This window comes from Flagellimonas algicida, from assembly GCF_049629585.1.
Lineage (GTDB): Bacteria > Bacteroidota > Bacteroidia > Flavobacteriales > Flavobacteriaceae > Flagellimonas.
The window spans coordinates 964,132-989,653 of sequence record NZ_JBMYIX010000001.1 but is presented as its reverse complement, the minus strand read 5'-3'; the positions used below and the strand labels follow the sequence as shown (position 1 = coordinate 989,653).

Annotated in this window: 19 protein-coding genes; 6 read left to right on the top strand and 13 right to left on the bottom strand. The window is 45.0% G+C overall.

Annotation, left to right across the window (positions count from 1 at the left end):
* Positions 1 to 83: 83 nt before the first annotated feature.
* Positions 84 to 1,493: a 3-isopropylmalate dehydratase large subunit gene (gene leuC / locus ACPD8L_RS04395; RefSeq protein ID WP_116217795.1), complete on the bottom strand. Its 1,410-nt coding sequence runs from the start codon at positions 1,491 to 1,493 to the stop codon at positions 84 to 86.
* 311 nt (positions 1,494 to 1,804) lie between these two features.
* On the opposite strand from leuC, the gene ACPD8L_RS04390 reads away from it, so the two are divergent.
* On the top strand, positions 1,805 to 2,917 hold the full coding sequence (locus tag ACPD8L_RS04390) for a DUF2911 domain-containing protein (RefSeq protein ID WP_423942190.1): 1,113 nt from the start codon (positions 1,805 to 1,807) through the stop codon (positions 2,915 to 2,917).
* A gap of 46 nt (positions 2,918 to 2,963) precedes the next feature.
* On the opposite strand, the gene recG is transcribed toward ACPD8L_RS04390, so the two are convergent.
* Positions 2,964 to 5,069, bottom strand: a complete 2,106-nt coding sequence (gene recG / locus ACPD8L_RS04385; protein ID WP_423942187.1) for an ATP-dependent DNA helicase RecG — start codon at positions 5,067 to 5,069, stop codon at positions 2,964 to 2,966.
* Positions 5,070 to 5,115: 46 nt separating this feature from the next.
* Between recG and ACPD8L_RS04380 the strand changes: the two genes are divergently transcribed.
* Positions 5,116 to 7,206: a M1 family metallopeptidase gene (locus tag ACPD8L_RS04380; protein ID WP_423942184.1), complete on the top strand. Its 2,091-nt coding sequence runs from the start codon at positions 5,116 to 5,118 to the stop codon at positions 7,204 to 7,206.
* Positions 7,203 to 8,117 (top strand): patatin-like phospholipase family protein, encoded by a 915-nt coding sequence (locus ACPD8L_RS04375; protein ID WP_116217791.1) that lies wholly within the window; start codon positions 7,203 to 7,205, stop codon positions 8,115 to 8,117. The genes ACPD8L_RS04380 and ACPD8L_RS04375 overlap by 4 nt, the downstream gene beginning before the upstream one ends.
* Position 8,118: 1 nt before the next feature.
* On the opposite strand, the gene ACPD8L_RS04370 is transcribed toward ACPD8L_RS04375, so the two are convergent.
* From ACPD8L_RS04370 to ACPD8L_RS04350, 5 genes are all read right to left on the bottom strand, one after another.
* A complete protein-coding gene (locus tag ACPD8L_RS04370) occupies positions 8,119 to 8,640 on the bottom strand; it encodes a DUF7935 family protein (protein ID WP_116217790.1) in 522 nt (173 codons plus the stop codon).
* A gap of 75 nt (positions 8,641 to 8,715) precedes the next feature.
* The gene (locus ACPD8L_RS04365) at positions 8,716 to 9,489 is read right to left on the bottom strand and encodes a hypothetical protein (RefSeq protein WP_423942181.1); all 774 of its coding nucleotides are present in this window, start codon (positions 9,487 to 9,489) and stop codon (positions 8,716 to 8,718) included.
* Between the two features lie 41 nt (positions 9,490 to 9,530).
* Positions 9,531 to 11,105, bottom strand: a complete 1,575-nt coding sequence (locus ACPD8L_RS04360; RefSeq protein ID WP_423942178.1) for an FMN-binding glutamate synthase family protein — start codon at positions 11,103 to 11,105, stop codon at positions 9,531 to 9,533.
* Positions 11,106 to 11,108: 3 nt separating this feature from the next.
* Entirely contained in the window at positions 11,109 to 12,383 is a 1,275-nt protein-coding gene (locus ACPD8L_RS04355; RefSeq protein ID WP_423942176.1) for an amidohydrolase, read from the bottom strand.
* Positions 12,384 to 12,394: 11 nt separating this feature from the next.
* Positions 12,395 to 12,934: a DsrE family protein gene (locus ACPD8L_RS04350; RefSeq protein WP_423942173.1), complete on the bottom strand. Its 540-nt coding sequence runs from the start codon at positions 12,932 to 12,934 to the stop codon at positions 12,395 to 12,397.
* A gap of 132 nt (positions 12,935 to 13,066) precedes the next feature.
* Between ACPD8L_RS04350 and ACPD8L_RS04345 the strand changes: the two genes are divergently transcribed.
* Positions 13,067 to 15,397, top strand: coding sequence for an ATP-dependent helicase (locus tag ACPD8L_RS04345; RefSeq protein ID WP_423942170.1), 2,331 nt, complete (start codon positions 13,067 to 13,069; stop codon positions 15,395 to 15,397).
* Positions 15,398 to 15,495: 98 nt separating this feature from the next.
* Positions 15,496 to 16,116 (top strand): L-threonylcarbamoyladenylate synthase, encoded by a 621-nt coding sequence (locus ACPD8L_RS04340; protein ID WP_423942167.1) that lies wholly within the window; start codon positions 15,496 to 15,498, stop codon positions 16,114 to 16,116.
* A gap of 56 nt (positions 16,117 to 16,172) precedes the next feature.
* On the opposite strand, the gene ACPD8L_RS04335 is transcribed toward ACPD8L_RS04340, so the two are convergent.
* The 3 genes from ACPD8L_RS04335 to ACPD8L_RS04325 all read right to left on the bottom strand — a co-directional run bounded on the left by ACPD8L_RS04335 (position 16,173) and on the right by ACPD8L_RS04325 (position 18,604).
* Positions 16,173 to 17,045, bottom strand: coding sequence for an OmpA/MotB family protein (locus tag ACPD8L_RS04335; RefSeq protein ID WP_116217782.1), 873 nt, complete (start codon positions 17,043 to 17,045; stop codon positions 16,173 to 16,175).
* 98 nt (positions 17,046 to 17,143) lie between these two features.
* Positions 17,144 to 18,145, bottom strand: a complete 1,002-nt coding sequence (locus ACPD8L_RS04330) for a glycosyltransferase family 2 protein (protein ID WP_423942164.1) — start codon at positions 18,143 to 18,145, stop codon at positions 17,144 to 17,146.
* A 12-nt stretch (positions 18,146 to 18,157) separates the two neighbouring features.
* Entirely contained in the window at positions 18,158 to 18,604 is a 447-nt protein-coding gene (locus ACPD8L_RS04325) for a type I restriction enzyme HsdR N-terminal domain-containing protein (protein WP_129652502.1), read from the bottom strand.
* Between the two features lie 27 nt (positions 18,605 to 18,631).
* Here ACPD8L_RS04325 and holA point away from each other — a divergent pair, with 27 nt between their 5' ends.
* Complete coding sequence (gene holA, locus ACPD8L_RS04320) at positions 18,632 to 19,633, top strand: DNA polymerase III subunit delta (RefSeq protein ID WP_421809502.1); 1,002 nt, start codon at positions 18,632 to 18,634, stop codon at positions 19,631 to 19,633.
* 2 nt (positions 19,634 to 19,635) lie between these two features.
* On the opposite strand, the gene ACPD8L_RS04315 is transcribed toward holA, so the two are convergent.
* The 3 genes from ACPD8L_RS04315 to ACPD8L_RS04305 all read right to left on the bottom strand — a co-directional run bounded on the left by ACPD8L_RS04315 (position 19,636) and on the right by ACPD8L_RS04305 (position 25,519).
* A complete protein-coding gene (locus tag ACPD8L_RS04315) occupies positions 19,636 to 20,013 on the bottom strand; it encodes a DoxX family protein (RefSeq protein WP_116217778.1) in 378 nt (125 codons plus the stop codon).
* A 103-nt stretch (positions 20,014 to 20,116) separates the two neighbouring features.
* Positions 20,117 to 22,528: an alpha-ketoacid dehydrogenase subunit alpha/beta gene (locus tag ACPD8L_RS04310; protein WP_423942160.1), complete on the bottom strand. Its 2,412-nt coding sequence runs from the start codon at positions 22,526 to 22,528 to the stop codon at positions 20,117 to 20,119.
* Between the two features lie 159 nt (positions 22,529 to 22,687).
* A complete protein-coding gene (locus tag ACPD8L_RS04305; RefSeq protein ID WP_423942158.1) occupies positions 22,688 to 25,519 on the bottom strand; it encodes a gluzincin family metallopeptidase in 2,832 nt (943 codons plus the stop codon).
* Positions 25,520 to 25,522 lie beyond the last annotated feature (3 nt).

Below are 25,522 nucleotides of genomic sequence, written 5' to 3'. Positions count from 1 at the left end.
TTCAGTTGACAAATACCAATTAACAGTAGATTGTTCCGCTGTGTATTGATAATTGTTCATTGTTTATTGCCAATTGTATAGTGTTATGCGAATGCTTCTTCCATGAGTTCCCGTGGGTCGGTGACCTTACCGGTAACAGCCGCTGCAGCAGCAACCAGAGGACTGGCCAATAGGGTACGTGCTCCAGGGCCTTGTCTTCCTTCAAAGTTTCGGTTGGAGGTGCTCACGGCATATTTTCCAGCGGGAATCTTATCATCGTTCATGGCCAAACAGGCTGAACATCCGGGTTCACGTAGCTCAAAACCAGCTTCCTGAAGAATGTCCAAAATACCTTCTTCCCTAATAGCTGCTTCCACTTGGTGGGAACCGGGGACCAACCATGCTGTTACGTGGTCTGCTTTCTTTTTTCCTTTGATGATGGAGGCAAAGGCTCTAAAGTCCTCTATCCTACCATTGGTGCAGCTTCCCAAGAAAACAAAATCAATGGGTTTTCCGATCATGGCCTCACCTTCGTTGAAATCCATATATTCCAAGGATTTCTTATACGTGGCCACACCGCCTTCAACGGCTTCCGCAAGCGGAATGTATTTTTGGATGCCCATACCCATACCAGGGTTGGTTCCATAGGTAATCATGGGTTCTATATCACTGGCATTGAAGGAAAGTTCCTTGTCAAAAACAGCATCATCATCAGAATACAAGGTTTTCCAATATTCCATTGCGGTATCCCAGTCCTGACCTTTGGGAGTGTACTCACGTCCCTTGATGTAGTCAAATGTTTTTTCATCGGGGGCGATCATACCACCACGGGCGCCCATTTCAATACTGAGGTTGCAAACGGTCATTCTACCTTCCATGGACATGTTCCTGAACACCTCCCCGGCATATTCCACAAAATATCCGGTGGCCCCGGAAGTGGTCAATTGGGAGATGATGTACAAGGCCACATCTTTGGGGGTAACCGCTTTGCTGAGGGCTCCATCCACATTGATGCGCATTCTTTTGGGTTTGGGCTGCATGATGCATTGGGTAGAAAGTACCATTTCCACTTCACTGGTCCCAATTCCGAAAGCGATGGCGCCAAACGCACCATGGGTGGAAGTATGGGAATCCCCACAAACTATGGTTGCACCGGGAACGGTAATTCCGTTTTCCGGACCGATGACGTGAACAATTCCATTTTTCTTATGCCCAAGCCCCCAATAAGGGATATTATGGGCTTTGGAGTTTTCCTCAAGGGCCTTTAGTTGATTGGCCGATAGTTTGTCCTTAACAGGTAAATGCTGGTTTCGGGTAGGGGTATTGTGGTCTGCCGTGGCAAACGTACGCTCCGGGTACAATACCTTGATACCTCTATTCTTCAATCCCAAAAAAGCTACGGGACTCGTTACTTCATGCACCAAATGCCTGTCAATAAAAAGGACATCCGGACCATTTTCAATATGTTGGACCACATGGGAATCCCAAACTTTATCAAATAGTGTTTTGCTCATCGTTACATTCAATAATTTGTAAGCCTACAAAGTTAAAATATCAATAAAAACCTGCTCTTGGTTTGCATGTAAAATTACGATGTTCAACCACCATTTTCATAGAATAGATGGAATGTTAACAAAAGTTGCCGTGGTATTTTCAAATATCACTGGTGGATTCCCTTGATTTTGAGTTGAATAAGTTAACTCATTGAAATTTAACATGTTCCAATTTTATTTAACATTGTTGTAACGCTATCCAAACCCTAAGCAACATACTTTAGGACATCAACTTAAAAGTTTATTCATTAACTACATCAAAAAAACGAACCATGAGAAAATTTTACCCGGCCTTTTCGGCCACAATTCTAATGACCGTATTTCTTATGTCCAATACTGTTTTTGCACAGTTGGACTTTCTACCGAGGGGCAGTCAAATGGCAAAAGTGTCCCAAAGGATAGGAACTACGGATGTCACCATCGTCTATTCCCGTCCCAGTGTCAACGACAGGGAAGTTTGGGGTGCATTGGTCCCTTATGGGATGAACAACCTTGGATTTGGAACGGCACCCGAATCCCCCTGGAGGGCAGGAGCCAATGAGAACACCGTATTCAAGACCACCCACGACTTGACCATTGGGAGCAAAACACTCCCAGCAGGAAAATACGGACTGCACATGATCGTCAATGAGAATAATACGGCCACCGTTATTTTTTCCAATAACCATGGGGCTTGGGGGAGCTATTTTTATGATCCTGCTGAAGATGCCCTTCGCGTGGATGTCGAAACCGAGGAAGTGCCCCATGTGGAGCAGTTGACCTTTGGTTTTGACCAGGTGGATGCCAATTCGGCCGTAGCGTTTTTGAGCTGGGAGAAAAAGAAGATACCTTTTACGGTTGAAACGGATGTTACCCAAAATGTTTTGGCCGAAATCCGTCAGCAATTACAGACCACTCCGGGGTTCAATAGGCAAAGTTGGGAACAGGCGGCCAACTACGCGTTGAACAATGGGGGTGATTTGGATGAGGCCCTTGGATGGATTAACGCGGCCATTGAAGGACAGTTCTTCAGCCAGAAGAACTTCAACAACCTTAGCATAAAATCCCAGATTTTGGGGCAACAAGGAAAGACTGCCGAGGCCAAAGCGGTTATGGACGAGGCCATGCCCCTAGGTACTGTTCTTGAAATCCATGGTTATGGACGGCGACTGATTGCCCAAGGGAAAAAAGAAGAAGCCTTGGAAGTATTCAAATGGAACGCCAAAAACCATAAAGGAACCTGGCCAGTGGATTACGGATTGGCCAGAGGCTATTCTGCCGTTGGAGACTATAAAAATGCATTGAAGCACATCAAAGTTGCAGAAGGTAGGGCTCCGGACCAAGGTAACAAGGATGCCATAGCCGCGAATATAACCAGATTACAGGAAGGCACGGATATCAATTAATAATCAGCCGATAAAAAGATAAAGCCCGACATTGATCGGGCTTTTTTTAGCTGATATAATTCCAAATGGTCTTGTTTTGCATCATTCGGGAGTAAGCCTTTCGGATGGGGATGTTTTCTTCTTTTTCCAACCTTGGGTCCTCCTTGAGCAATTGAATGGCATGGTATCGTGCCGTTTTCAAGATTTGGTTGTCCTTGACAATATCGGCAATCTTAAGATTGAGCATGCCACTTTGCTGGGTGCCCATTAAATCCCCCGGGCCACGGAGTTTGAGGTCCACTTCGGCAATTTCAAACCCATCGTTGGTACGTACCATGGTCTGTAAACGGGTCTTGGCCTCTTCAGATAGTTTGTGGCCCGTCATCAGGATACAGAAACTTTGCTCTGCACCGCGACCCACACGCCCACGGAGCTGGTGCAGTTGGGAAAGCCCAAAACGTTCCGCACTCTCAATGATCATGACCGAGGCATTGGGCACGTTCACCCCAACCTCAATCACTGTGGTGGCTACCATGATTTGGGTTTCGCCTTTTACAAAACGCTCCATTTCATAATCCTTGTCGGCAGGCTTCATTTTTCCATGTACAATGGATATCTGGTATTCTGGTTGCGGAAAATCCCGGACAATACTTTCATATCCATCCATTAAGTCTTTATAGTCCAAGGCCTCGGATTCTTGGATAAGGGGATACACGACATAGATTTGCCGCCCTTTGGTAATCTCATCTTTGATAAAGCGAAACACCTTTAGTCGGTTACTATCAAAACGGTGTACAGTTTTAATGGCTTTTCGGCCCGGGGGAAGCTCATCGATCACGGAAACATCCAAATCCCCATATAGGCTCATGGCCAAGGTTCGGGGAATGGGAGTGGCCGTCATCACCAAAACATGGGGCGGAATCTCATTCTTGTGCCAAAGCTTGGAGCGTTGCGCTACGCCAAACCTATGTTGTTCGTCCACAATGGCCAAGCCCAGGTTTTTAAACTGCACTTTGTCCTCCAAAACCGCATGGGTGCCCACCAAAATATTCAGGTTTCCATTCTCCAATTGATTGTGCAACAAGGTCCGTTCCGACTTTTTCGTGGAACCGGTCAATAGGGCCATTTTTACATCCATGCTGCCCAATAATTCCTTTAAACCCGTATAGTGCTGACTAGCCAGAATCTCTGTGGGTGCCATTAAACAGGCCTGAAACCCATTGTCTATGGCCAGCAACATGCACATGAGGGCCACAATGGTCTTTCCCGAACCCACATCACCCTGCAACAGTCGATTCATTTGGGCATTGCTCCCCAAATCGTTTCGAATTTCCTTGATGACCCTTTTCTGGGCCTTGGTCAGTTGAAAGGGAAGGTGGTTTTCAAAGAAACCGGTGAATTTTTCGCCAACCGCTTCAAAGGGCATGCCCTTGATCTTTTGTTTGCGAAGCAGTTTTTTGGAGATGAGTTGTAGTTGTACATAGAAAAGCTCCTCAAACTTGAGGCGGAACTGTGCCTTCGCCAGCAAATCCTGGTTTTTGGGAAAGTGGATGTTGAAAAGTGCTTCACTTTTGGAGATTAACCGTAGTTCCTCCAAGATGCTGTTGGAAAGCGATTCGGGAAATTGCCCCTTGGATTCGATGAACAACTGCTGCATCATTTTGCCCACAACCCGATTGGTAATGCCTTTGGCCACAAGTTTTTCCGTAGAGGGGTAAATGGGCTGCATGGCAATTTTCACCCCTTGTTGGTGCTCGGATAGGAGTTCCATCTCTGGGTGGGGCATGGAAAAAGTGCTCCCGTACTTGGAAATCCGTCCAAAGATCACATAAGGCTCATTGATTTTCAAATTCTCCCTTATCCATTTGTGGCCGCGGAACCAGACCAGTTCCATTTGCCCGGTTTCATCCACAAAAGTGGCCACCAAGCGTTTTCCCCGTTTCTGTTCCACCGTTTTAAGGTGGATGATCTTCCCAACGATCTGGACATCGGCACCGCTAGGCTGCAACTGGGCGATTTTGTAATACTGGGTCCGATCCAAATACCGATTGGGGAACAGATGGAGCAGGTCCCGATAGGTTTCTATGCCCAGTTCTGCCTTGAAGGTGTCTGCCCGATTGGGACCGACACCTTTTAAATATGGGATGGGAGTTTGCAGAAAATTGGGATTCATCGAACTAAAATATGTAATTTGGAAGGACTTTTGATAGGATGATGGTATGAAGCTTACCCCGGCACTTATTTTTTTTCTCTTTACACAGTTGCTTTCCGCCCAGGTTCAGGATAAGGTGGATTTTATCCGAGCCGAGGTTTTGATTGAACCCACTCCGTCCGAAGGTCGCATTGATGGTCGTGTAGCCTATCAGTATAATGTGATTGAAGATGTGGATTCCATTTATCTTGACGCCGTAAATCTTGATTTTTCCAAAGTGTATTTGGATGGGGACAAGACAGACTACCGATACAATGGGAGAAAGATCACCATCAAAAAAAAGATGAAGAAGGGCGATTCCCATATTGTATCCTTGGATTATGTGGCGAAGCCCAAACAAACCGTTTATTTTTTGGGTTGGGACGATGCCATTGAAGGGGATGAACAGGTTTGGACGCAGGGCCAGGGGAAGTATACCAGCCATTGGCTGCCCAGTTTTGATGATATGACCGAAAAGGTGGAGTTTGACCTTGATATCATCCTAAAGCGGAACTACACTGTGATTGCCAACGGAGAAATGGTCAAAAAGGAAACCTTGCCCGATGCAAATGGATATTTATGGCAGTTTGATATGCAAAAACCCATGAGCAGCTATTTGGTGGCCTTTGCGATAGGTGATTTTAAAAAAGAGACCATTCATTCCACATCTGGAGTACCCGTAGAACTGTATTACGAACCCAAAGACAGTTTAAAGGCTGAACCGACCTACAGATATACCCAACATATTTTTGACTTTTTAGAGCAGGAAATTGGAGTGCCCTATCCTTGGCAGAACTACAAACAGGTTCCCGTACAGGATTTTTTATATGCAGGGATGGAAAATACCGGGGCAACCATTTTCTCCAACACCTTTGTGGTGGATTCGGTGGCTTTTGCGGATAAAAACTACGTAAATGTGAATGCCCATGAACTAGCCCATCAATGGTTCGGAAATTTGGTGACAGAGCAGAGTGGAAACCACCATTGGTTGCACGAGGGATTTGCCACCTATTATGCCTACTTGACGGAAAAGGACATTTTTGGGGAGGAATATCTTTACTGGCACTTATTGGAAACCGCCGAAGCCTTGAATCGGTTTTCCCAAGATGGCAGTGGAGAGGCGCTTACCAACTCCGGGGCAGGGAGCCTTACCTTTTATGAAAAAGGAGCCTGGGCATTGGTTATGCTCCAAGACAGGGTAGGGGATGCCAGTTTTAAACAAGGGATAGAAAATTATTTGGCCAAGTACGCCTTTCAAAATGTGACTATTCCAGATTTTATGGCGGAAATGGAAAAAGCCTCTGGAACCAATCTCTCCGATTTTGAAAATTTGTGGCTGCAAGAGTCTGATTTTCCATTTGAACAGGTCAAAGCTTTTTTGGTTGAAAATAGCCCATCCATCAAAACCTATTTTGAGATTAAGGAAACCATAGGGGAGTCCAATGATGGTGCTCCTATCATATTGGAGAACAACTGGTCCACGTTTCGTTCCGGTCAGCTGAAACATCGCTTATTGTTGGATTATGGGGGTGTACTGCCTATAAGTTTTCTTTCAAAAGTCCTAAAAACAGAGGATAAAAAGGTTCGTCAGGCAGTGGCCCTTACCTTGCCCAAGGTACCACAAGGCCTACAAACGGATTTTGAGACGTTGCTCCAGGACAAGAGTTACGTAACCTTGGAACCGGCATTGTACCGACTTTGGACGGATTTTCCCGAAAAACGGGCAGCATATCTGGACAAAACAGACGGCATCATTGGGTTTCCCAACAAAAATATTCGCCTGCTATGGTTGACATTGGCCTTGGTGACTCCCGATTACCGAATGGATTCAAAACCAGCGCTTTTTAAGGAATTGAGTTCGTATACCAGCTCCAACCATCATTTTGAAGTTCGGTTGTTGGCGTTTCAATATCTGAAGAACATCGGAGGTTTCAATGATGAAACCTTGCGTAACTTGATTGAGTCCTGTAGCCATCACGTGTGGCATTTCAAAAAAACATCCCGGAACATGTTAAAAGAGTTTTTGAAAAGTGAAGGCAGTACGGCTCGATTAAAAGCGATTTATCCTTTGTTAAACCAAGAAGAACAGCAATATTTGGACAAAACTTTGGGCAAATGAGGGCATTGGTCATTTCGGGAGGAGGAAGCAAGGGAGCTTTTGCAGGAGGTGTTGCGCAGTTTCTGATCCAGGAGGCCCAACACAAATACGACATTTTTGTGGGCACATCCACAGGAAGTCTATTGATCTCCCATTTGGCGCTCAACAAGCTGGACAAGATCAAAGAAATTTATTCTTCGGTTGACCAAGACAGTATCTTCAACAATTGCCCTTTTCTCATTAAAAAAAAGCATGGCGTAGAGATCATTGCCATCAACCACTGGAATGTGGTAAAAAACTTTATCAAGGGTAAAAAAACATTCGGGGAAAGTGAGAACCTTCGAAAATTGATCAGGGAATCCATTACCGTTGAGGAGTTTGAAGAATTGAAGGAAAGCCATATGGATGTGGTGGTCACGGTATCCAACCTCTCCTTGAACCAAGTGGAGTACAAGTCCATCAACGATTGCACCTATGATGAGTTTTGCGATTGGATTTGGATTTCATCCAACTACACCCCATTTATGAGCTTGGTCAAAAAAGAAGGCTGTGAGTATGCCGATGGAGGACTGGGGACCCTCGTACCCATCGAGGAGGCCCTAAACCGAGGCGCCACCGAAGTAGATGTAGTGGTTTTGCACACCGAAGTGAACTACCTCAACCGGATGTCCTCCAAAAACCCGTTCGACTTGATTACGACGATCTTCAGTTTTATGTTGGATAGGATAGAGAACCAGAATGTTAGGATTGGAAAACTGGTGGCCAGCCAAAAGGATGCCATCATTAACTTTTACTATACCCCCACGGTGTTGACCACCAATTCACTGGTGTTCAATAAAGAGCGTATGACACTGTGGTGGAAGCGGGGATATCTCTATGCCAAGAACAAAAATGAGGAAACCAGCCCCATTGATCCCGAACATCAGGAATAGATCAATCCCAAAGTTCGCTTACCTCTTTTTTCACGAAGGCCAACGCCGTATTGGATGGCGATTGCTTTTCCATGGTTTGGTTCAGGATGTCTTCCCGTAGCTTGTCCGGGGAATCGGTTTCGCTCATGCCTGCGGATCGGATAATCTGTATGGTGGCATTTTTGGCCGCTTTGATGATGTTCCAGCATTCATCGCTCATGTATATCTGTTGGGAAAGATTGTGCTCAAATTCGGTTTCAATCTGTTTGATGAGCAAATTCTCATAATCACTCTTGCTTTTTCCCTTGGGCGCCACACGGACCACTAGGCTATTGATGGCAATCCGCTCCAAGAAGAGCACCATTCGTTCATAGGCCTGCAAACGGACAGGTAAGGTGTCTTTTTGGGAGTCTTTATGTAAAAGGAATCGTCTTCTGCCATCTTCGTTCCGGGTATGCAGTCTAAAAAAATAAAAAGCAACAGCCCCGGTCACAACAGCGGGTAATAAAAAAGCGAAAAGTTGAAGGATATTGTCTCCAGTCATGGGATAGTTTGGTTTTTTATTGATTTTACACAACAAGAACGAACCAAACTTTTAAAAAGTATTTATCCAATAATATTATTGGACAGCTTTGGCACTTTCCTTGGCCTTGGCATAAAATGCTTTAAAATCCGGTTGTAACTTAATGTTTATACCTTCCTTGAAATTGCCATCCTTGGCCGAGATGGACACACTGCCACTGGGCACCCCCAGAACAGTCACCAATTCTTTGGAAACCGCAGCGGCTTGATCATAGGTAGGGCCAAACTCTCCGGTAATATTAAGACCTTCCACTTCAGTAGTGAAGGATGGATTGGCCAAAATGACCTTGGATACGTTGGCCAGCCATTCCTTTCCGGCATCGGTTAGGGTGGTGGAGGTGTCAGAGCCAAAAAGACTGCTTAAGCCATTGGAGATAACGATGACTCCATCACCAACGGCTACTTTGGCGTTCTCGCCCAAGGATTGTTTGATATGGGTCAGGGAGACAATGGCCGTGGAATCGTTTGCCGATATCATATCGTTGATGCCACTGAGCTGTTTCTCTTTTCTGGCCAATGCGGCCATCGCCCGGTTCACATTCTCCGAGTTTTGCTTGGAAAGCTCCGAGAAGTTGCTCAAGTTGCCCAAAAGGGTGGCGTTGGCATCCCGTAGCCCGGCATTCTCCACTTCCAAAGTTTCAGCCTTGGCATTGCTGGAGGATATTTCCCGCTTGGCCTTGGCCAAATCTTGCTCAACACTTGAAATCTGCGATTTTAGATTGTCAATTTCAGCCAAAAGATCACTTTTTCTTTGGGAAAACATGGTCGTGGTCAAGGCTAAGAATACAATTAGGGGTAACTTTTTTCTCATGTGTGGTATATATATGGGTCGTTTATTTATAGACTGCTAAATTATGATGTTTTTTTGAGAACTGGCTTTCCTCCCAAATGTACACAATCATATAGGTCTTGCATGGACTCAAAAGGGACGGCTACTTTTTTATAGTGGTAAATGGCTTCAAGGTCACTGCTCAAATAGTCGTCATCCACGTTTAGTTGGATGTCGTTCATGGTAAATTGGCAAGGATGTTCGTAACCGGCCGCATGCGTTATTTCCAAAAACTCTTTTCGGAATGTTTTAAAGTATTGGGCCAATCTATCGGATTTTAAGGGTACGTCAATACCTTTTTGCAGCCATTTGCTTTGGGTGGCCACGCCGGCAGGGCAACGGTTGGTGTGACATACTTGGGCTTGGATACAACCAATGCTCATCATGGCCTCCCGGGCCACATTGATGCAGTCCACGCCCATGGCAAAGGCCATGGCCGCTTTGGCAGGGAAGCCCAATTTTCCACTTCCAATGAACACGATCCGCTCAGTGAGACCGCGATCTTCAAAAACTTTATAGACAGACGAAAATCCATAGGTCCATGGTAGGGAAACATGGTCGGCAAAACTGGGGGGAGCTGCTCCTGTGCCGCCCTCTCCACCGTCTATGGTAATGAAATCCGGACCTTTCCCCGATTTTTTCATTAAGTCGGCCAGCTCTTCCCATTGGTCCAGTTTTCCTATGGCACCCTTGATGCCCACGGGCAATCCGGTTTCCTCCGCGATGGATTCAATAAGTTCCAAAAGCTCGGGAATAGAGCTAAATGCTTTGTGTGTTGAGGGAGAGAGTACATCCTTTCCTACTTCAACACCTCGTATTTCGGCAATTTCATGGGTGATTTTGGCACCGGGCAAAACACCACCCTTTCCAGGTTTGGCTCCTTGCGAAAGTTTAATTTCCACGCCCTTTATGCATGGGTTTTCATCCACCAATATTTTTAGTTTTTCCATGGAAAAGTTACCATCTCTGGACCTTACCCCAAAATAACCGGTCCCGAAATGAAAGATAACATCTCCACCTTGTTTGTGATAGGGGGATAGTCCACCTTCCCCGGTATTGTGGTAGGCATCACATTTTTCCACCCCTTGGTTCATGGCTGTTACCGCAGCAGCGGAAAGGGAGCCAAAACTCATGGCAGAGATATTGATGATGGATGCTGGGCGGAAGGGTTTTCTACGTTTGTTGTGCGCACCAATGACCTTTGCGCAAGGTAAAAAATAGGGGTTTTCAATATTGGGGTGCCCTTGGGGCATTTGATAGGCCATCATGGCGTTCTTCACAAAAATATGTTGGTGGGCATAGATGTCCCTTTCCGTGCCAAAACCCTCATAATTGTTCTCCTTTTTGGCCGATGCATAGATCCAGCCCCGTTCAATCCGGTTGAAGGGAAGCTCTTCGCGGTTGTTGGCCACAAAATATTGACGCATTTCTGGACCGATGCTCTCCAACCAGTATCGTAGATGACCCACTATGGGGAAGTTATGGCTAATGGTATGCGCTCTTTGGAAAAATATATCCCGAAGGGCTACCAGTAATAGAAAAATGAGAACCCATCCCCACCAAGGGATGCTCCCAAGAAAATCCAGTATAGGTTCCATGTTTTATTGGTTCAAATAATCCAAGGTCAATTGGGTCATGGTCTTTACGCCCAAGAGTAGTCCACTGTCATCAATTTTGAAATCGGGGGTATGGTGCGGAAAGGACTCCGTGGTTCCCGGGGTCATCCCTCCCAAAAGGAAAAACATACCGGGCACTTTCTCTTGGAAGTAGCTAAAATCCTCGGCACCCGTGATTGCCTTGTGAATGGTGACATTCTCCTTTCCGGCCACTTTCTCTAGGGTAGGGGACATTTGCGCAGTCAAATCCAAATCATTGAATGTAATGGCCGTGGATGTTGTGATCTCAATGGTCGCTTCAGCACCATAGGCCTTGGCAATGGCAGGAACCATTTCTTCCATGCGCTTATTGATGTGCTTCTGCATATCGTAATCCAAGGTTCTAATGGTACCAATCATTTCGGCACTTTCGGGGATGATGTTGAACCGGACCCCACTGGTGATTTTGCCCACGGAAATGACCGCAGCCTCATTGGTAAGGTTGGTCTCACGGCTGATGATGGTCTGAAGACCGTCAATAATCTTGGCGCTGATCATGATGGGGTCAATCCCTGCCCAAGGTTGCGACCCATGGGTTTGCTTTCCTTTTACATTGATGGTAAAGCGTTGGGCGGATGCCAATGCACCTCCCGGCTTATATTTTATGGTGTTGATTGGTGTTTGGGAGTTGATATGAAGTCCAAAAATGGCATCCACATCCGGATTTTGAAGTACCCCTTCCTTGACCATGAGTTTGGCACCGCCTTCTTCACCTGGAGGCGCTCCTTCCTCAGCAGGTTGGAAGATGAACTTCACTGTACCTTTTATCTTGTCCTTGTTTTTGGACAGCACTTCGGCAACACCCATTAAAATGGCGGTGTGGGTATCGTGCCCGCAAGCATGCATCACTCCGACTTCCGTACCCAAAAACTCGGATTTTACGGTAGATTTAAACGGAAGGTCATTACGTTCGGTCACGGGAAGGGCATCAATATCTGCCCTAAGGGCGACTACCTTGCCTGATTTTTTTCCTTTCAACAGACCCACGACTCCAGTATGGGCCACGCCGGTCTCTACTTCAATCCCCAGCGATTTCAGGTGTTCAGCAATTTTTTCCGCTGTTTTGAACTCCCGGTTGCTGAGCTCTGGATTTTGATGGATATCGCGTCGCCATTCAATGACTTTGCTTTCAATGGCTTGATAGTCTTTTTCCAATTTGGCGTCCTGTGCCCAAAGGGATAGACCGGACACCAAAAACGCGAAGGTGGTCATTTTGTTCATAAGAAATCAGTTTAAAATTTTATTAGTCGATATCCTTGGTTTTGTAATTGAACAAGGGCAGTCATGGCCGAAAGGGCAATCTTACTGCCTGGAATAAGGTCTTCTTTGGGGTAGTTGCGTGATTTTGAGGATTGTCCGCACAAAATAACTTGTACTCCCGCATCCAGCAGCTCTTTGACCAGATCATAATTGGGATTCACCGTTCCAAAACGAGCTTGGTAGGCCTCATTGTGGATTATGTCCTTGGCCGCTGTCCCGTGCAATACCAAGGCCACCTTAAGTTGTGACACTGGCACACCGCTTTGGGCGTGCATGTTCAGGAAACGGGCCGCTGTTTCTATTTTCTTGTTGATTTCGGTATGGGATTCTGGACTGTCCATGATATCAAACACCAGTTTGAACTCGGCGTTTGTATCGGTTTTGAAATCTGGATTCTCCACGGTCCAGACCTCACCGTGATTTTCGAGCACGGGCCCTGCTTTTTTTTCTTGGGAAAATCCTAGGGATACCATGGCCATAAGAGGGATGGTTAGCAAGAGGGAATATTTCATTGGCAAAAGTTGAGTTGCTAAATATATTCAATTCAATTCAAAACTCCTCCGTGTTTATAAATATTGATAGGTTGATTTTAGCATGAGGCCATTATTGGCTAATTTCACGCCTACTTTTAAATTTCTGAGCGTTTGAGTACTTTTTTGGATGAATTGAACGATGCACAACGGGCTCCTGTATTGCACAAGGACGGTCCGTTGATGGTCATTGCCGGTGCTGGTTCTGGAAAGACCCGTGTACTGACCTTCCGTATAGCCCATTTGATGAATCAAGGAGTGGATTCGTTCAATATTCTGGCCTTGACCTTTACCAATAAGGCGGCTCGTGAAATGAAAAAGCGGATTGCGGATATTGTGGGAAGCTCCGAGGCCAAAAACCTTTGGATGGGAACGTTCCACTCGGTTTTTGCCAAGTTGTTGCGGTTTGATGGAGATAAATTGGGGTATCCGAGCAATTTCACTATTTACGATACTCAGGATTCCCAACGTTTGATCGCTTCCATCATCAAGGAGATGGGGTTGGATAAGGACATCTATAAGTACAAGCAAATCCAGAACAGGATATCTTCCTATAAAAACAGTTTGATTACCGTAAAGGCCTACTTTCAGAATCCAGAATTGGTAGAGGCCGATGCCATGGCCAAACGCCCACGATTGGGGGAAATCTATAAGAATTATGTGGACCGTTGTTTTAAGGCCGGGGCCATGGATTTTGATGATCTTTTGCTTCGTACCAATGAGTTGTTGACGCGTTTCCCAGAGGTTCTGATGAAATACCAGGATCGGTTCCGCTACATATTGGTGGATGAGTACCAAGATACCAACCATTCGCAATACCTGATTGTAAAGGCCTTATCGGACCGTTACCAAAATATTTGTGTGGTGGGGGACGATGCCCAGAGTATCTATTCGTTCCGAGGGGCCAACATCAGCAACATCCTGAATTTCCAAAGGGATTATGATGATGTGGCGGTGTATCGGCTGGAGCAAAACTACCGATCTACCAAGAACATTGTCAATGCGGCCAACTCCATCATCGAAAAAAACAAAGATCAGTTGGAAAAGGTGGTGTGGACTTCCAATGATGTAGGGAATAAGATAATAATCCATCGCAGTATCACCGATGCGGAAGAGGGGCGGTATGTGGCAGGTTCCATTTTTGAGAACAAGATGCAGCATCAGATGCAGAATGGGGAATTTGCTGTGCTGTACCGCACCAACTCACAGTCCAGGGCCATAGAGGATGCGCTTCGGAAACGTGATATCCCGTATCGGATTTACGGGGGACTTTCGTTTTATCAGCGCAAGGAAATCAAGGATGTTCTTGCCTATTTGCGGTTGATCATAAACCCCAAGGACGAGGAGGCGCTAAAACGGGTCATCAACTTTCCGGCCAGGGGTATTGGGCAGACCACTATTGATAAACTCATTGTTGCGGCCAATCATTATGGTCGTTCCATCTATGAGGTCATGGAGCATTTGGAGAAGCTCAACTTGAGTATTAATGCAGGTACCAAGCGCAAGCTGCAGGATTTTGTGACCATGATCAAGAGTTTCCAGATCATGAACGAAGGTTCGGATGCGTTTACCTTGGCCGAACATGTGGCCAAGAAGACCGGTTTGCTGTTGGAGTTCAAAAAAGATGGAACCCCAGAGGGAATTGCCCGAATGGAGAACATTGAAGAGCTTTTGAACGGTATAAAGGATTTTGTGGAAGGACAAAAGGAATTGGCGGACGCCACGGGAAGCCTGACCGAGTTTTTGGAAGATGTGGCCCTTGCCACGGATATGGACAAGGATGTGGGGGACGATGATAGGGTGGCCTTGATGACCATCCACTTGGCCAAAGGATTGGAGTTTCCTTATGTGTATGTAGTGGGAATGGAGGAAGATCTTTTTCCGTCGGCCATGAGCATGAACACCCGCAGCGAACTGGAAGAAGAAAGGCGACTGTTCTATGTGGCTTTGACCCGGGCCGAGAAACAAGCTTTTCTCACGTATACCCAAAACAGATACCGATGGGGAAAATTGATAGATGCCGAACCCAGTAGGTTTTTAGAAGAGATAGACGAACAGTATGTGGAAAACCTCACCCCGGTCAACGACGGATATCGGTATAAATCCATGATCAATGCCAATATTTTTGGAGAGGTGGACAAGAGTAAACTGCGGCAGGTGAAACCAAGCAATGGAACACCTCCCAGTACACAACGCCCCAATGAGAATCAATTGCGTAAACTCAGAAAGCTGAAACCTGATTTGGCTTCTCCTTCGTCAAACAATCCGGTAGCGGATTCTGACCTGGCCGAAGGTGCTTTGGTAAACCACACTCGTTTTGGAAGGGGTAAGGTCGTGAAAATTGAAGGCGTGGGGAACGATAAGAAAGCGGAAATCCTTTTTGAGCAGGGCGGAATCAAGAAACTACTGCTCCGTTTTGCAAAGCTGGAGGTGATCAAGGACTAATTTTCATAATCCATTGCCCATTTTTTCAGGCTTATGTTTTCAATGTAAACTTTGTTACCTTGCATTGGGATTGGCATTAATGCCATTTCTAGGGGTATATGGCAGAGTTCATTAAACTTTATGAGGAAAATCCCAACCCAAGACAGGTCGAGAAAATTGGCAATGTACTTAGGAAAGGAGGATTGATCATTTATCCTACGGATACGGTATATGGTCTTGGCTGTGATATTACCAATTCCAAGGCATTGCAACGTATTGCCCGCATCAAGGGTATAAAGTTGGAAAAGGCCAACTGGTCCTTTGTTTGCGCGGATTTGAGCAACTTATCGGATTATGTACGGCAGATAGACTCCGCTACCTTCAAAATATTAAAAAGAGCGCTTCCAGGGCCTTACACGTTTATCTTGCCGGGAAACAACAATCTGCCCAAGGATTTCAAGAAAAAGAAAACCGTGGGGATACGGGTACCCGATAACAATATAGCCCGGGCATTGGTCACGGAATTGGGCAACCCCATTGTGTCCACCTCTATCCGTGATGAGGATGATATCTTGGAATATACCACAGACCCTGAGCTTATTTATGAGAAATGGCAGAATTTGGTGGATGTGGTCATTGATGGCGGCTATGGGGACAATGTGGCCTCCACGGTCATTGATGTCTCAACCGGTATTCCCGAAGTGGTGCGTGAAGGTAAAGGAGAACTTGATATTTTTTAAAATAAAAAAGCGACCCATTTGGGTCGCTTTCTCATTCAGCGTAATACACTGATTTCTTATTTTCCGCTTCCGCCGATGGCAGGATCTTTCATGCCTTCTTCGATCATGCTGTAGAACTGATCGATTTTTGGAAGTACCACGATACGGGTTCTTCTGTTTTTGGCTCTGTTGGCAGAGGTTTCGTTGCTTACCAAAGGAATGTAGTAGCTACGTCCGGCAGCAGTCATCCTAGCTGGGTCAACACCAAAATCGTTTTGTAGGATACGAACCACGGAGGTTGCTCTTTTGGCACTCAAATCCCAGTTATCCAATAGAACACCGCTTCTGTAAGGTACGTTGTCTGTATGGCCTTCTACCATAAATTCGAAGTCAGGCTTGTTGTTTACAACCTTGGCCACTTTGCCCAACACTTCCTTGGCAGCGCTGGTTACGTTGTAGCTACCGCTTCTGAACAATAGTTTGTCAGAAATGGAAACGAATACAACACCTTTTTCAACACTGATCTCAATGTCTTCGTCATCCAAGTTGCCCAACACACCTTTCAAGCTCTGTACCAAAGAAAGATTGACAGAATCCCTTCTTGTAACGGCATCTTGCAATTTTCTGATGGTAAGGTCTTTTTCACGCAAGCTTTCCAAAGATTTTTCAAGGTTCTCGGCACCTTTTGTGGTAAGGGTGGTCAAGTTGCCCATGTTGTTGATGAGCTCTTGGTTATTGGCCTTAAGGAAGGCGTTTTGATCTTCAAGGGTTTGTAGTCTTGAATCTGCCGTTGCCTTTTCTTCCAAGCAGTCGTTCAACTTAACAGTGGCAGAGTTTAATAAATCTTGGGTTTCTTTTTGTTTGGCTTCCAAATCCGCGTACTTCTTTGATGATACACAAGAAGATAGTAGAACAGTCATCGCCAATGTTCCTAGAAAAACTTTTTTCATAATAGTTCAGAGTATAATTTAAGGATTGTTAGATATTTCATAGTAATAGAACTCGACCAAAATTAGATAAAATGCAAATTTTCTACATTCAGGTATAGTTAATCTTTTACTAAAATGTTAAAATTCTTTATTTGATTTACGAAATGCGACCATACAATGGACGTCGTGGTATGATACTTTAATAAAAAATTAGCTTTTTCCCGCTTTTTGTGCATTTTTATAAAGTTACCATAAAAACTGACATGTGCACGCAGAATGGCCCAACAATGATCAAATTTTAATTGAACGATAAAACGCAGGGCCGCAATGCCATCCAAGATCAGGCGCAAGAAGATAATGGGAAACGCTTTTTTCCGGGGAAGGTTCTTGGTGATGGAATACAACGAGTTCCTAAAATTGAGGAAGGTTTTCTTGGGATTCATGTTCTTTAAAGTGGAACCTCCCAAATGGTACACATGGCTGTGCCCCACATAATACACTTTATGGCCAGCGTTTTTGGCGCGCCAACAGAGATCCACTTCTTCTTGATGGGCAAAGTAATCCTCATCAAAGCCGTGGAGTGATTCAAACACATTTCGCCGAATGAACATACAGGCGCCAGTGGCCCAAAAGATTTCCTTGACATCATCATATTGGCCCTCATCCTTTTCCAAGGCTTGAAATATTCTGCCTCGGCAGAATGGATATCCCAACATATCAATATAGCCTCCGGCAGCACCAGCATATTCAAAATGATCTTTTTGGTTCAGATCCAAAATTTTGGGCTGAACAATAGCAATGTCGGAATGGGATTGGAACAAGTCCATAATGGGTTCCAGCCAACCGGGGGTCACTTCCACATCTGAATTTAGCAGGCAAAAAATATCGGCATCCACGGTTTGCAGGCCGTCATTGTACCCTTTGGCAAACCCTCCGTTCTCTTTATTTTGGATGATACGGATGTTGGGGTAGGCATCTTTCAAAAAAGCTACGGAACCGTCCGAGCTGGCATTGTCCACCACATAAATGTCCGCCCCTTGCGAATAGCTTACAACAGAAGGAAGGAACCTTTCCAACAAGGTTTCCCCATTCCAATTGAGTATGACTACGGCGACTTTCAAAACGGCAGCAAATTAACGGCTAAAATCAGGAATTTCCTTTAAAAACCTGTATTTTTCCTCAGTATGGTCCATTTCGCAATAGTAATGTTCCAGTCCGTTGGTCACCATGAGGTAATCGGATTGTAATTGAAGGTTGTATCGGGCTATTTGATCAAAGGTGGACTGGTCGATGGCAACTTCCGGTGCTTTACATTCCACAAGCAGGAATATGGACCCATCTGGATTGAAGACCACCACATCATACCGTTTTTTCAATTGGTTCACGGTCAACTGTTTCTCCACATTGATGAGGCTTTTGGGGTAATTTTTTGTGAAGACCAAAAAATGGAGCACATGTTGGCGCACCCATTCCTCGGGTTGGAGCACCACAAATTTTTTACGGATACCGTCAAAAATGTAGTGTCTATTTTGGCTATTTTTGATTCGGAACGAATACGCTGGAAAGTTCAATGACTGCATTGGACAAATTTGATGATTTTTTTCTGAATGGACGGAATAAAGGAAATTGTAGCTGAGATTGATGCGGGAAACCCCAAGCCCATCTATTTTTTGATGGGGGAGGAGCCCTATTATATCGATAGGATCTCAAAATATATATCGGACAATGTTCTTACCGAGGATGAAAAGGGTTTTAACCAGATGGTTCTGTATGGAAAGGACACCAGTGTTGACGAGGTGGTCGCCAATGCCAAACGTTTTCCCATGATGGCCGAATACCAAGTAGTGATCGTAAAGGAGGCCCAGCATCTTTCCCGTACCATAGAGAATCTGGTTTCCTATGCCGAAAACCCACAACCCACAACCATATTGGTGCTTTGCTACAAGTACAAGAAGCTGGACAAGCGAAAAAAACTTTACAAGGCCATTCAAAAGAAAGGTGAGCTTTTCGAGAGTAAAAAGCTTTATGAAAACCAAGTGTCGGAATGGATACGCAGGACCTTGGCTAGTAAAAAATACAGGATTTCACCCAAGGCCTGTATCTTGTTGGTGGAGTTTTTGGGAACCGATTTGGGAAAAATCAATAACGAATTGGACAAATTGACCTTGGTGGTGCCGCCTACCATGGAGATTACCCCAGAGGTCATCGAGGAGCATATTGGTATCAGTAAGGATTTCAACAACTTTGAGCTAAAGAAGGCCATTGGGGAAAGGGATGTGGCCAAAGCTTCCCGAATCGTTGATTATTTTGCCCAGAACCCCAAGGACAACCCTTTTGTGGTTACCGTGACCCTTTTGAACACCTTTTTTACCCAATTGTTGCAGTATCATGGGTTGAGTGACCATTCCCCCGGGAATGTGGCCAAGGTATTGGGTGTGAACCCTTACTTTGTAAAGGAATATACGGTTGCCGCAAAAAACTATCCCATGAAGCGGGTAAGTGGTATCGTGTCCAGTCTCCGCGAATTGGATTTAAAGGGAAAAGGGGTCGGGGCCAATAATATGGATCAGGCCGATCTATTGAAAGAGCTCCTTTCGGAAATCATCTAGGGTTATTTCTTATCTACACTATACTTGCCGGGCCCCAAAAGAAAAATGACCAAAAAGACCACAAAATAGAGTAGGGCTTTTTCCTTGGTTCCGAAAGGGTCGGCACCATGGATCATAAAAGCAGCGACAGCCATGGTGATTGCCGTTGGAATGGCGGCCCACCTGGTTTTAAAGCCAATGATCATTAAAAGCGGACAAATAAATTCACCGATGACCGCCAAAAATAGGGAAGGGGCTTCACCAATACCAAAGGGGTTGGCAAATTCTGTATTCCCGTTGATGAGTTTTAAAAGTTTTGGATATCCATGGGTGATCATAAACACTGAAGGTACTATTCGGAGCAGTGCCAATCCCAAGTGGACTAAGGTGTTGTTTTTCATTTGGGGGATTTTAAAGACGTGAAAATATTAATTATGTTTTTAATCGGTGCAACAATGATGCATAAATATACGTCCTTAACCGATATTTTCGACAAAAACCGATTTACCTAAGACTTGGAAAGGAGGCGGGGTCTGCTTCATTCATGATCTGGTAGACCTTTTCAAAGATGTCTTCAGCATTGGGCTTGGAGAAATAATCCCCGTCCGAAGCATAGGCTGGTCTATGCGCTTTTGAAGTCAAGGTTTGAGGAGCGCTGTCCAAATGGCGATATCCCCCCTGTTTCTCCAAAATCTCCTGCAATAAATAGGCAGAACATCCTCCTGGCACATCTTCATCAACAATCAACAGGCGATTGGTTTTCTGGAGACTTTTCACAACATCATGGTTCAAGTCAAACGGGAGTAGGGATTGGGCATCGATTACTTCGGCATCTATACCCACTTCCAGCAGTTCCTTTGCTACTTTTTCAACAATTCGTAACGTGGAGCCATAAGACAACAGCGTGATGTCCGTTCCCTCTTTTAGGGTTTCCACTTGTCCAATGGGTGTGCAAAACTCTCCCAGGTTGGAGGGTTTTTTTTCTTTGAGACGATATCCATTGAGGCTCTCTATGATCAAGGCGGGTTCGTCACTTTTGAGTAAGGTGTTGTAGAATCCTGCCGCTTGGGTCATGTTTCGTGGTGTTAAAATGTACATACCTCGAAGCAGGTGGATCAAACCTCCCATTGGGGACCCAGAGTGCCAGATACCTTCCAATCGATGCCCTCTGGTGCGGACAATCAACGGTGCTTTCTGTTTTCCAACGGTTCTGTACATCAAAGATGCCAAATCATCGCTCAACGTCTGGATTCCGTAAAGGATATAGTCTAAATATTGAATTTCAGCTATAGGTCTTAATCCTCTCAAAGCCAGTCCAATACCTTGTCCTATAATGGAGGTTTCCCGAATACCCGTATCGGCCACGCGAAGTTCTCCGAACTTTTTTTGCAGACCTTCCAATCCCTGGTTCACATCGCCAATGTTTCCGGTGTCTTCCCCAAAGACCATGGTTTTGGGGTATCTGGTAAACAAAGCATCAAAATTGTCCCGTAAAATGATACGACCATCAACTTCTTCCACTTGTTCAGGGTAGGTGGGGGCCACGGATTCAATTTGGGTGGCATTATTGGCGAGTTCACTATGTAGATGCGAGCTGTACTTGGGTTGGGAATCATCCAAAAAGCTCTGGACCCACTGAAGCAGCTGTTGTCTCTCGGGGGTATTCTCTCCCAAAAGATAGCGGAGGGCCGTTCTTGACTTGGAGGCCAAATCTTTTTTGAGCGGTTCATCAACGGCAATCAGGTCATTCTTGATTTTGTTGATGAAAACCCGGTTCGGACTCTTCTCTGCAGCATTGGACAGTAATTGTACTAGCTGTTTTTTGGCAATTAAATGCGGTTTTAAAAACTCGGTCCAAGCCTCTTTTTTTGCGGTCCGGACTTTTTGTTTTATTTCCCGTTCCATTTTTTTGAGTGCTTCCTCGGTACTGATCCCATTTTCCAGAATCCACTCCCTGAACCGCTTGTTGCAATCATTTTCGCGTTCCCACTGCAAGCGTTCTGCAGATTTGTATCGTTCATGGGAACCGGAAGTGGAGTGTCCTTGCGGCTGGGTGAGTTCGGTAACGTGGATAAGCACGGGAACATGGTTGTCCCGGGCTATGTCCGAAGCATTTTCAAAAGTATGGGTCAGGGCGGTATAATCCCATCCCTTGACTTTTAATATTTCATATCCTGCGGCATGCTCATCACGCTGCAGACCTTTGAGCATTTCCGAAATATCCCCTTTGGTGGTATGGAATTCAGAGGGTACGGAAATGCCATATTCGTCGTCCCAAATGCAGATGACCATGGGGACCTGCATTACCCCGGCGGCATTTACGGTCTCAAAAAAGTGTCCCTCACTGGTACTTGCATTCCCAATGGTGCCCCAAGCGACCTCATTCCCGTTGTTGGAAAAGTTGGTCTGGTCCATTTCCTTTACATTACGATAGATCTTTGAGGCCTGCGCCAACCCCAAAAGACGGGGCATTTGTCCGGCGGTACAGGAAATGTCGGCACTGCTGTTCTTTTGCTTGGTAAGATCTTTCCATGAGCCGTCCTCGTTAAGGCTGTGGGTCACAAAATGCCCTCCCATTTGCCTTCCGGCACTCATGGGTTCCTTTTCCAGATCGGTAGTGGCATAAAGGCCGTGGAAGAATTCCTTTGGATTGAGGTATCCAAGAGCCATCATAAAAGTTTGGTCCCGGTAATACCCACTTCTAAAATCCCCGTCCTGAAAGGCCCTTGCCATGGCCAGTTGTGGTAACTCTTTACCGTCCCCAAATATGCCAAATTTGGCTTTTCCCGATAAGACTTCCCGTCTTCCGAGCAGGCTACATTCCCTACTGGTGACCGCAACCTCATAATCCTGAAGGATTTGGGATTGAAAATCGTCGAAGGAAATATCGTTGCTTGTGCTTGGGTCAGGTTTCATGGGCAGTCGAAGATTTCTGCGAAAGTACTAAAATACAATCAAAACAGCAATATGAAACCCTGTTAATAAAATGACAATTCAACAATAATATGTTCAAAAAACAAACATATCCTAAAATTAGTTTTTGTTTGAAGGGTCTTTTTTGGGAATATGATAAAATTAAAACCATTTACGGGTAAACAGCCCTATCAGGGTCTTGGGGCTAATGGTGACTATAAAACGAATACGCTCCTCGTAGTTATTTTGGGCAATTTCCCAGCCTCTATTGGAGTAAACGGGAAAATAGAGTTCAAAATAATCGGTGACCAAATTGAGTCGTATCCCGGAGTCGTATACAAAACGGGCGTCTTCTCCTTTGTTTTTAAGATAGCCTATATCGCCATAGGCTTCAATCCACCTCCAAATGTTGGTACTGGCATTGGTGGTCACGATCCAATCATTGGCAAACGGATTATCAAGTTTTGATTTAAACCCTCCTTCAGATATGATAATTTGCTGACTATACAGCCCAGTGCTTTCGGACCGCCCCAAATAACTTAGGTCAAACATGTAATCGGTTGGTCGGTCCAAGGCAAAGCTGAAGAAATTGGATTCAGTCTTGTTCCGCAAAAACTTTCCGGCATATAGCCTTAGGTTCAATTGCCTATTACTCTGGAACAGCTTCCGATACTCCATTTCAAAGGCAAGTTTGGTAAAATCACTGGAGTGTTGGGCATCCAAAAACCAAGAATTATAGTTTAGGATGTTATTGTCCACATCAATAAAGCGGACGTTCATCACACTATAATCCGGGTCGGTGTCAATTTGATCCGCAATATTGTCATCGATGCTCCTAAAGACATTCCGGTATCTAAAAAGCAAGCTTTGTCTACGATTGGAAAGCAGGTCATTGGGTCGCCACCCAAAACTCACCGCTGGGGTAAGGGTGGAGAATCTAGAGTTTACCTGAAAATGGGAAGTGGAACCGGTAATGGAATAATTGGTGACGTACAACCCTGTTTTTTGATGATATTTTCTGTAATGGAAGGTTGCCTTCCCTACCATGGTGCGTTCCAAAAAGGAATAGGTGGGGGAAATATCGTACTGAAAGGGCCGTTCCAAAAAGGTCTTGTTGTAAATACGCATTCCAGGGGTGATGCCATCATAAATATTGAAATTGGCTATGGGCACATAGAACACCTGATTGTAATAAGGGTCTTCGGTATCCTTGAAAAATTGAAATTTCAGCTTTTTATTACTGGAGAAAAAGCCGTTTAGGGTCTTCCAATTGTCCCGTTGGTTGAATTCCGGTATTTTTTGGTCGTAGTTCAGTACCATCCGATCCTCCCCATTTCTCGGGATGGTAACGGTCTTTGTGGAGTCGATGTCCGTGAACCAATACTGCGAAATCACGGAATCCTTTTGCATGCCAAACAATGAAATGGGAACATTGGTACCTCTCTTGTTCTTCAGGACCAAAGAGATGGAATCTTCGGTCTTGTCCACACTCTTGATTTTAAAATCAATCTTTTTATCCGTACCCACATATTCATCAAAAAACCATTGAATGTCCTTATCCGCAAATTGTTCCAAGGTTTTTCTGAAATCCATGGCGTCTACCTTGGGCTCCAGATGATGTTGTTTGTAGAACGCAAGAATACTGCTGTCCACTTTTTTATCTCCCAGATATTCCGAGAGGTAGGACATGCCCAAACCAGCTTTGTACCCGTTTGCGATTTTTTGGTTGAACTTGATCAAGGAATCGTTGCGAACGGTCAATGCCTGATCAATATTTTTGCGGATGGGCAACATACTTAACAAAGCATACTGTTCGTTGAAGTCCATTTGCGCCAAATGAAACCCTCTGATTCCCCACACTTTAGATAGTTTACCGGCCAATTTCTGCTTGGGGTAATGGTCTTCCACGTATTTGATCATGAGGTAATACGCAATGGCATCGTTTACCCAGCGTTCTTTTCTGGGGTCAAGGAACAAGGTTTCCTTTAGATAGCTGTTGATGGCCGTTTTGAGAAACTTCATTTCAAACTGGAAGCGTTCTTCGTATGGCCTAATGAAAGAGGGGAGTTGGTTGATGCCGTACAAGGGTGCCTTGTTGTAATTAAACTCGCTCACCAATAGATTGTCATGGGGGTATTTTCCTAGATTTTCCTCCAGAAATTGAGCCACTCTATTTATGGAAATCCCTTGGGATATTTCATCATACTTGTTGGACTCCAAATCCGAAGTCACTGTGAGGTAGGGTGTGATATGTTTGGTGAATTTTTTATAGGGACTTAAAATGATCTCACAGCTTTTCCGGTTTTGTCCAGAGAGGGTTACGTATTGACCGCCGGGAAACTTGGTTGAGTTTGATTCATCAAAATTGGTGGCCAAAAAAAGCTTCTCCGGATATTTCAGGTTGATTGTGGTATTGGTGACATCCGTATACAGATCATCCAGATTGATATTGTCATACAAGTGCCATTCACCATTTAAAACCGCAGGAGTTAAGTACCAATCCTTAAGGTTGTAGCCCTGACCGGTAAACCCATAGGAAGTGAATTTGGCACTGGGCAGTTGTACGGTATAGGTGAAGAACAGTTGAATGGATTCCCCAGGCTCTATACTATGGACCAATTTAACGGCGATGACATCCCTATTTTTCACACGTTCCCAATCCAGTCCGGAATAGTCATTGCCAACTATGGTTTTTATATGGGTATAGCCTCGTTCCTTGTCCTTGGCCAAATGTAGGCTCCGGTTGAATTCTTCGGCGAAGCGTTTGGCCAATGCAGTGTTTTTATTGGCATAGGCATGGTTCCAATCATTAAAGTAGAGGGTGGAAACCCCATTTTGGGAAGTATTGACGTATGTAAACTCTTGTCGTATTTGTACCTCTTGGGTTTCATCATCCAGAATTACCGTAATGTCATTGGTATGTTGCCCCCGTAAAGAGGAACATACTGAAAAGAACAGCAAAGAAATTTGGACTAAGGAGAAACGCGCCGTCAAGAA

Coding starts and splice junctions, on each gene's coding strand:
- leuC (WP_116217795.1), bottom strand. CDS start 1,493: ATGAGCAAAACACTATTTGATAAAGTTTGGGATTCCCATGTGGTCCAA.
- ACPD8L_RS04390 (WP_423942190.1), top strand. CDS start 1,805: ATGAGAAAATTTTACCCGGCCTTTTCGGCCACAATTCTAATGACCGTA.
- recG (WP_423942187.1), bottom strand. CDS start 5,069: ATGAATCCCAATTTTCTGCAAACTCCCATCCCATATTTAAAAGGTGTC.
- ACPD8L_RS04380 (WP_423942184.1), top strand. CDS start 5,116: ATGAAGCTTACCCCGGCACTTATTTTTTTTCTCTTTACACAGTTGCTT.
- ACPD8L_RS04375 (WP_116217791.1), top strand. CDS start 7,203: ATGAGGGCATTGGTCATTTCGGGAGGAGGAAGCAAGGGAGCTTTTGCA.
- ACPD8L_RS04370 (WP_116217790.1), bottom strand. CDS start 8,640: ATGACTGGAGACAATATCCTTCAACTTTTCGCTTTTTTATTACCCGCT.
- ACPD8L_RS04365 (WP_423942181.1), bottom strand. CDS start 9,489: ATGAGAAAAAAGTTACCCCTAATTGTATTCTTAGCCTTGACCACGACC.
- ACPD8L_RS04360 (WP_423942178.1), bottom strand. CDS start 11,105: ATGGAACCTATACTGGATTTTCTTGGGAGCATCCCTTGGTGGGGATGG.
- ACPD8L_RS04355 (WP_423942176.1), bottom strand. CDS start 12,383: ATGAACAAAATGACCACCTTCGCGTTTTTGGTGTCCGGTCTATCCCTT.
- ACPD8L_RS04350 (WP_423942173.1), bottom strand. CDS start 12,934: ATGAAATATTCCCTCTTGCTAACCATCCCTCTTATGGCCATGGTATCC.
- ACPD8L_RS04340 (WP_423942167.1), top strand. CDS start 15,496: ATGGCAGAGTTCATTAAACTTTATGAGGAAAATCCCAACCCAAGACAG.
- ACPD8L_RS04335 (WP_116217782.1), bottom strand. CDS start 17,045: ATGAAAAAAGTTTTTCTAGGAACATTGGCGATGACTGTTCTACTATCT.
- ACPD8L_RS04325 (WP_129652502.1), bottom strand. CDS start 18,604: ATGCAGTCATTGAACTTTCCAGCGTATTCGTTCCGAATCAAAAATAGC.
- holA (WP_421809502.1), top strand. CDS start 18,632: ATGGACGGAATAAAGGAAATTGTAGCTGAGATTGATGCGGGAAACCCC.
- ACPD8L_RS04315 (WP_116217778.1), bottom strand. CDS start 20,013: ATGAAAAACAACACCTTAGTCCACTTGGGATTGGCACTGCTCCGAATA.
- ACPD8L_RS04310 (WP_423942160.1), bottom strand. CDS start 22,528: ATGAAACCTGACCCAAGCACAAGCAACGATATTTCCTTCGACGATTTT.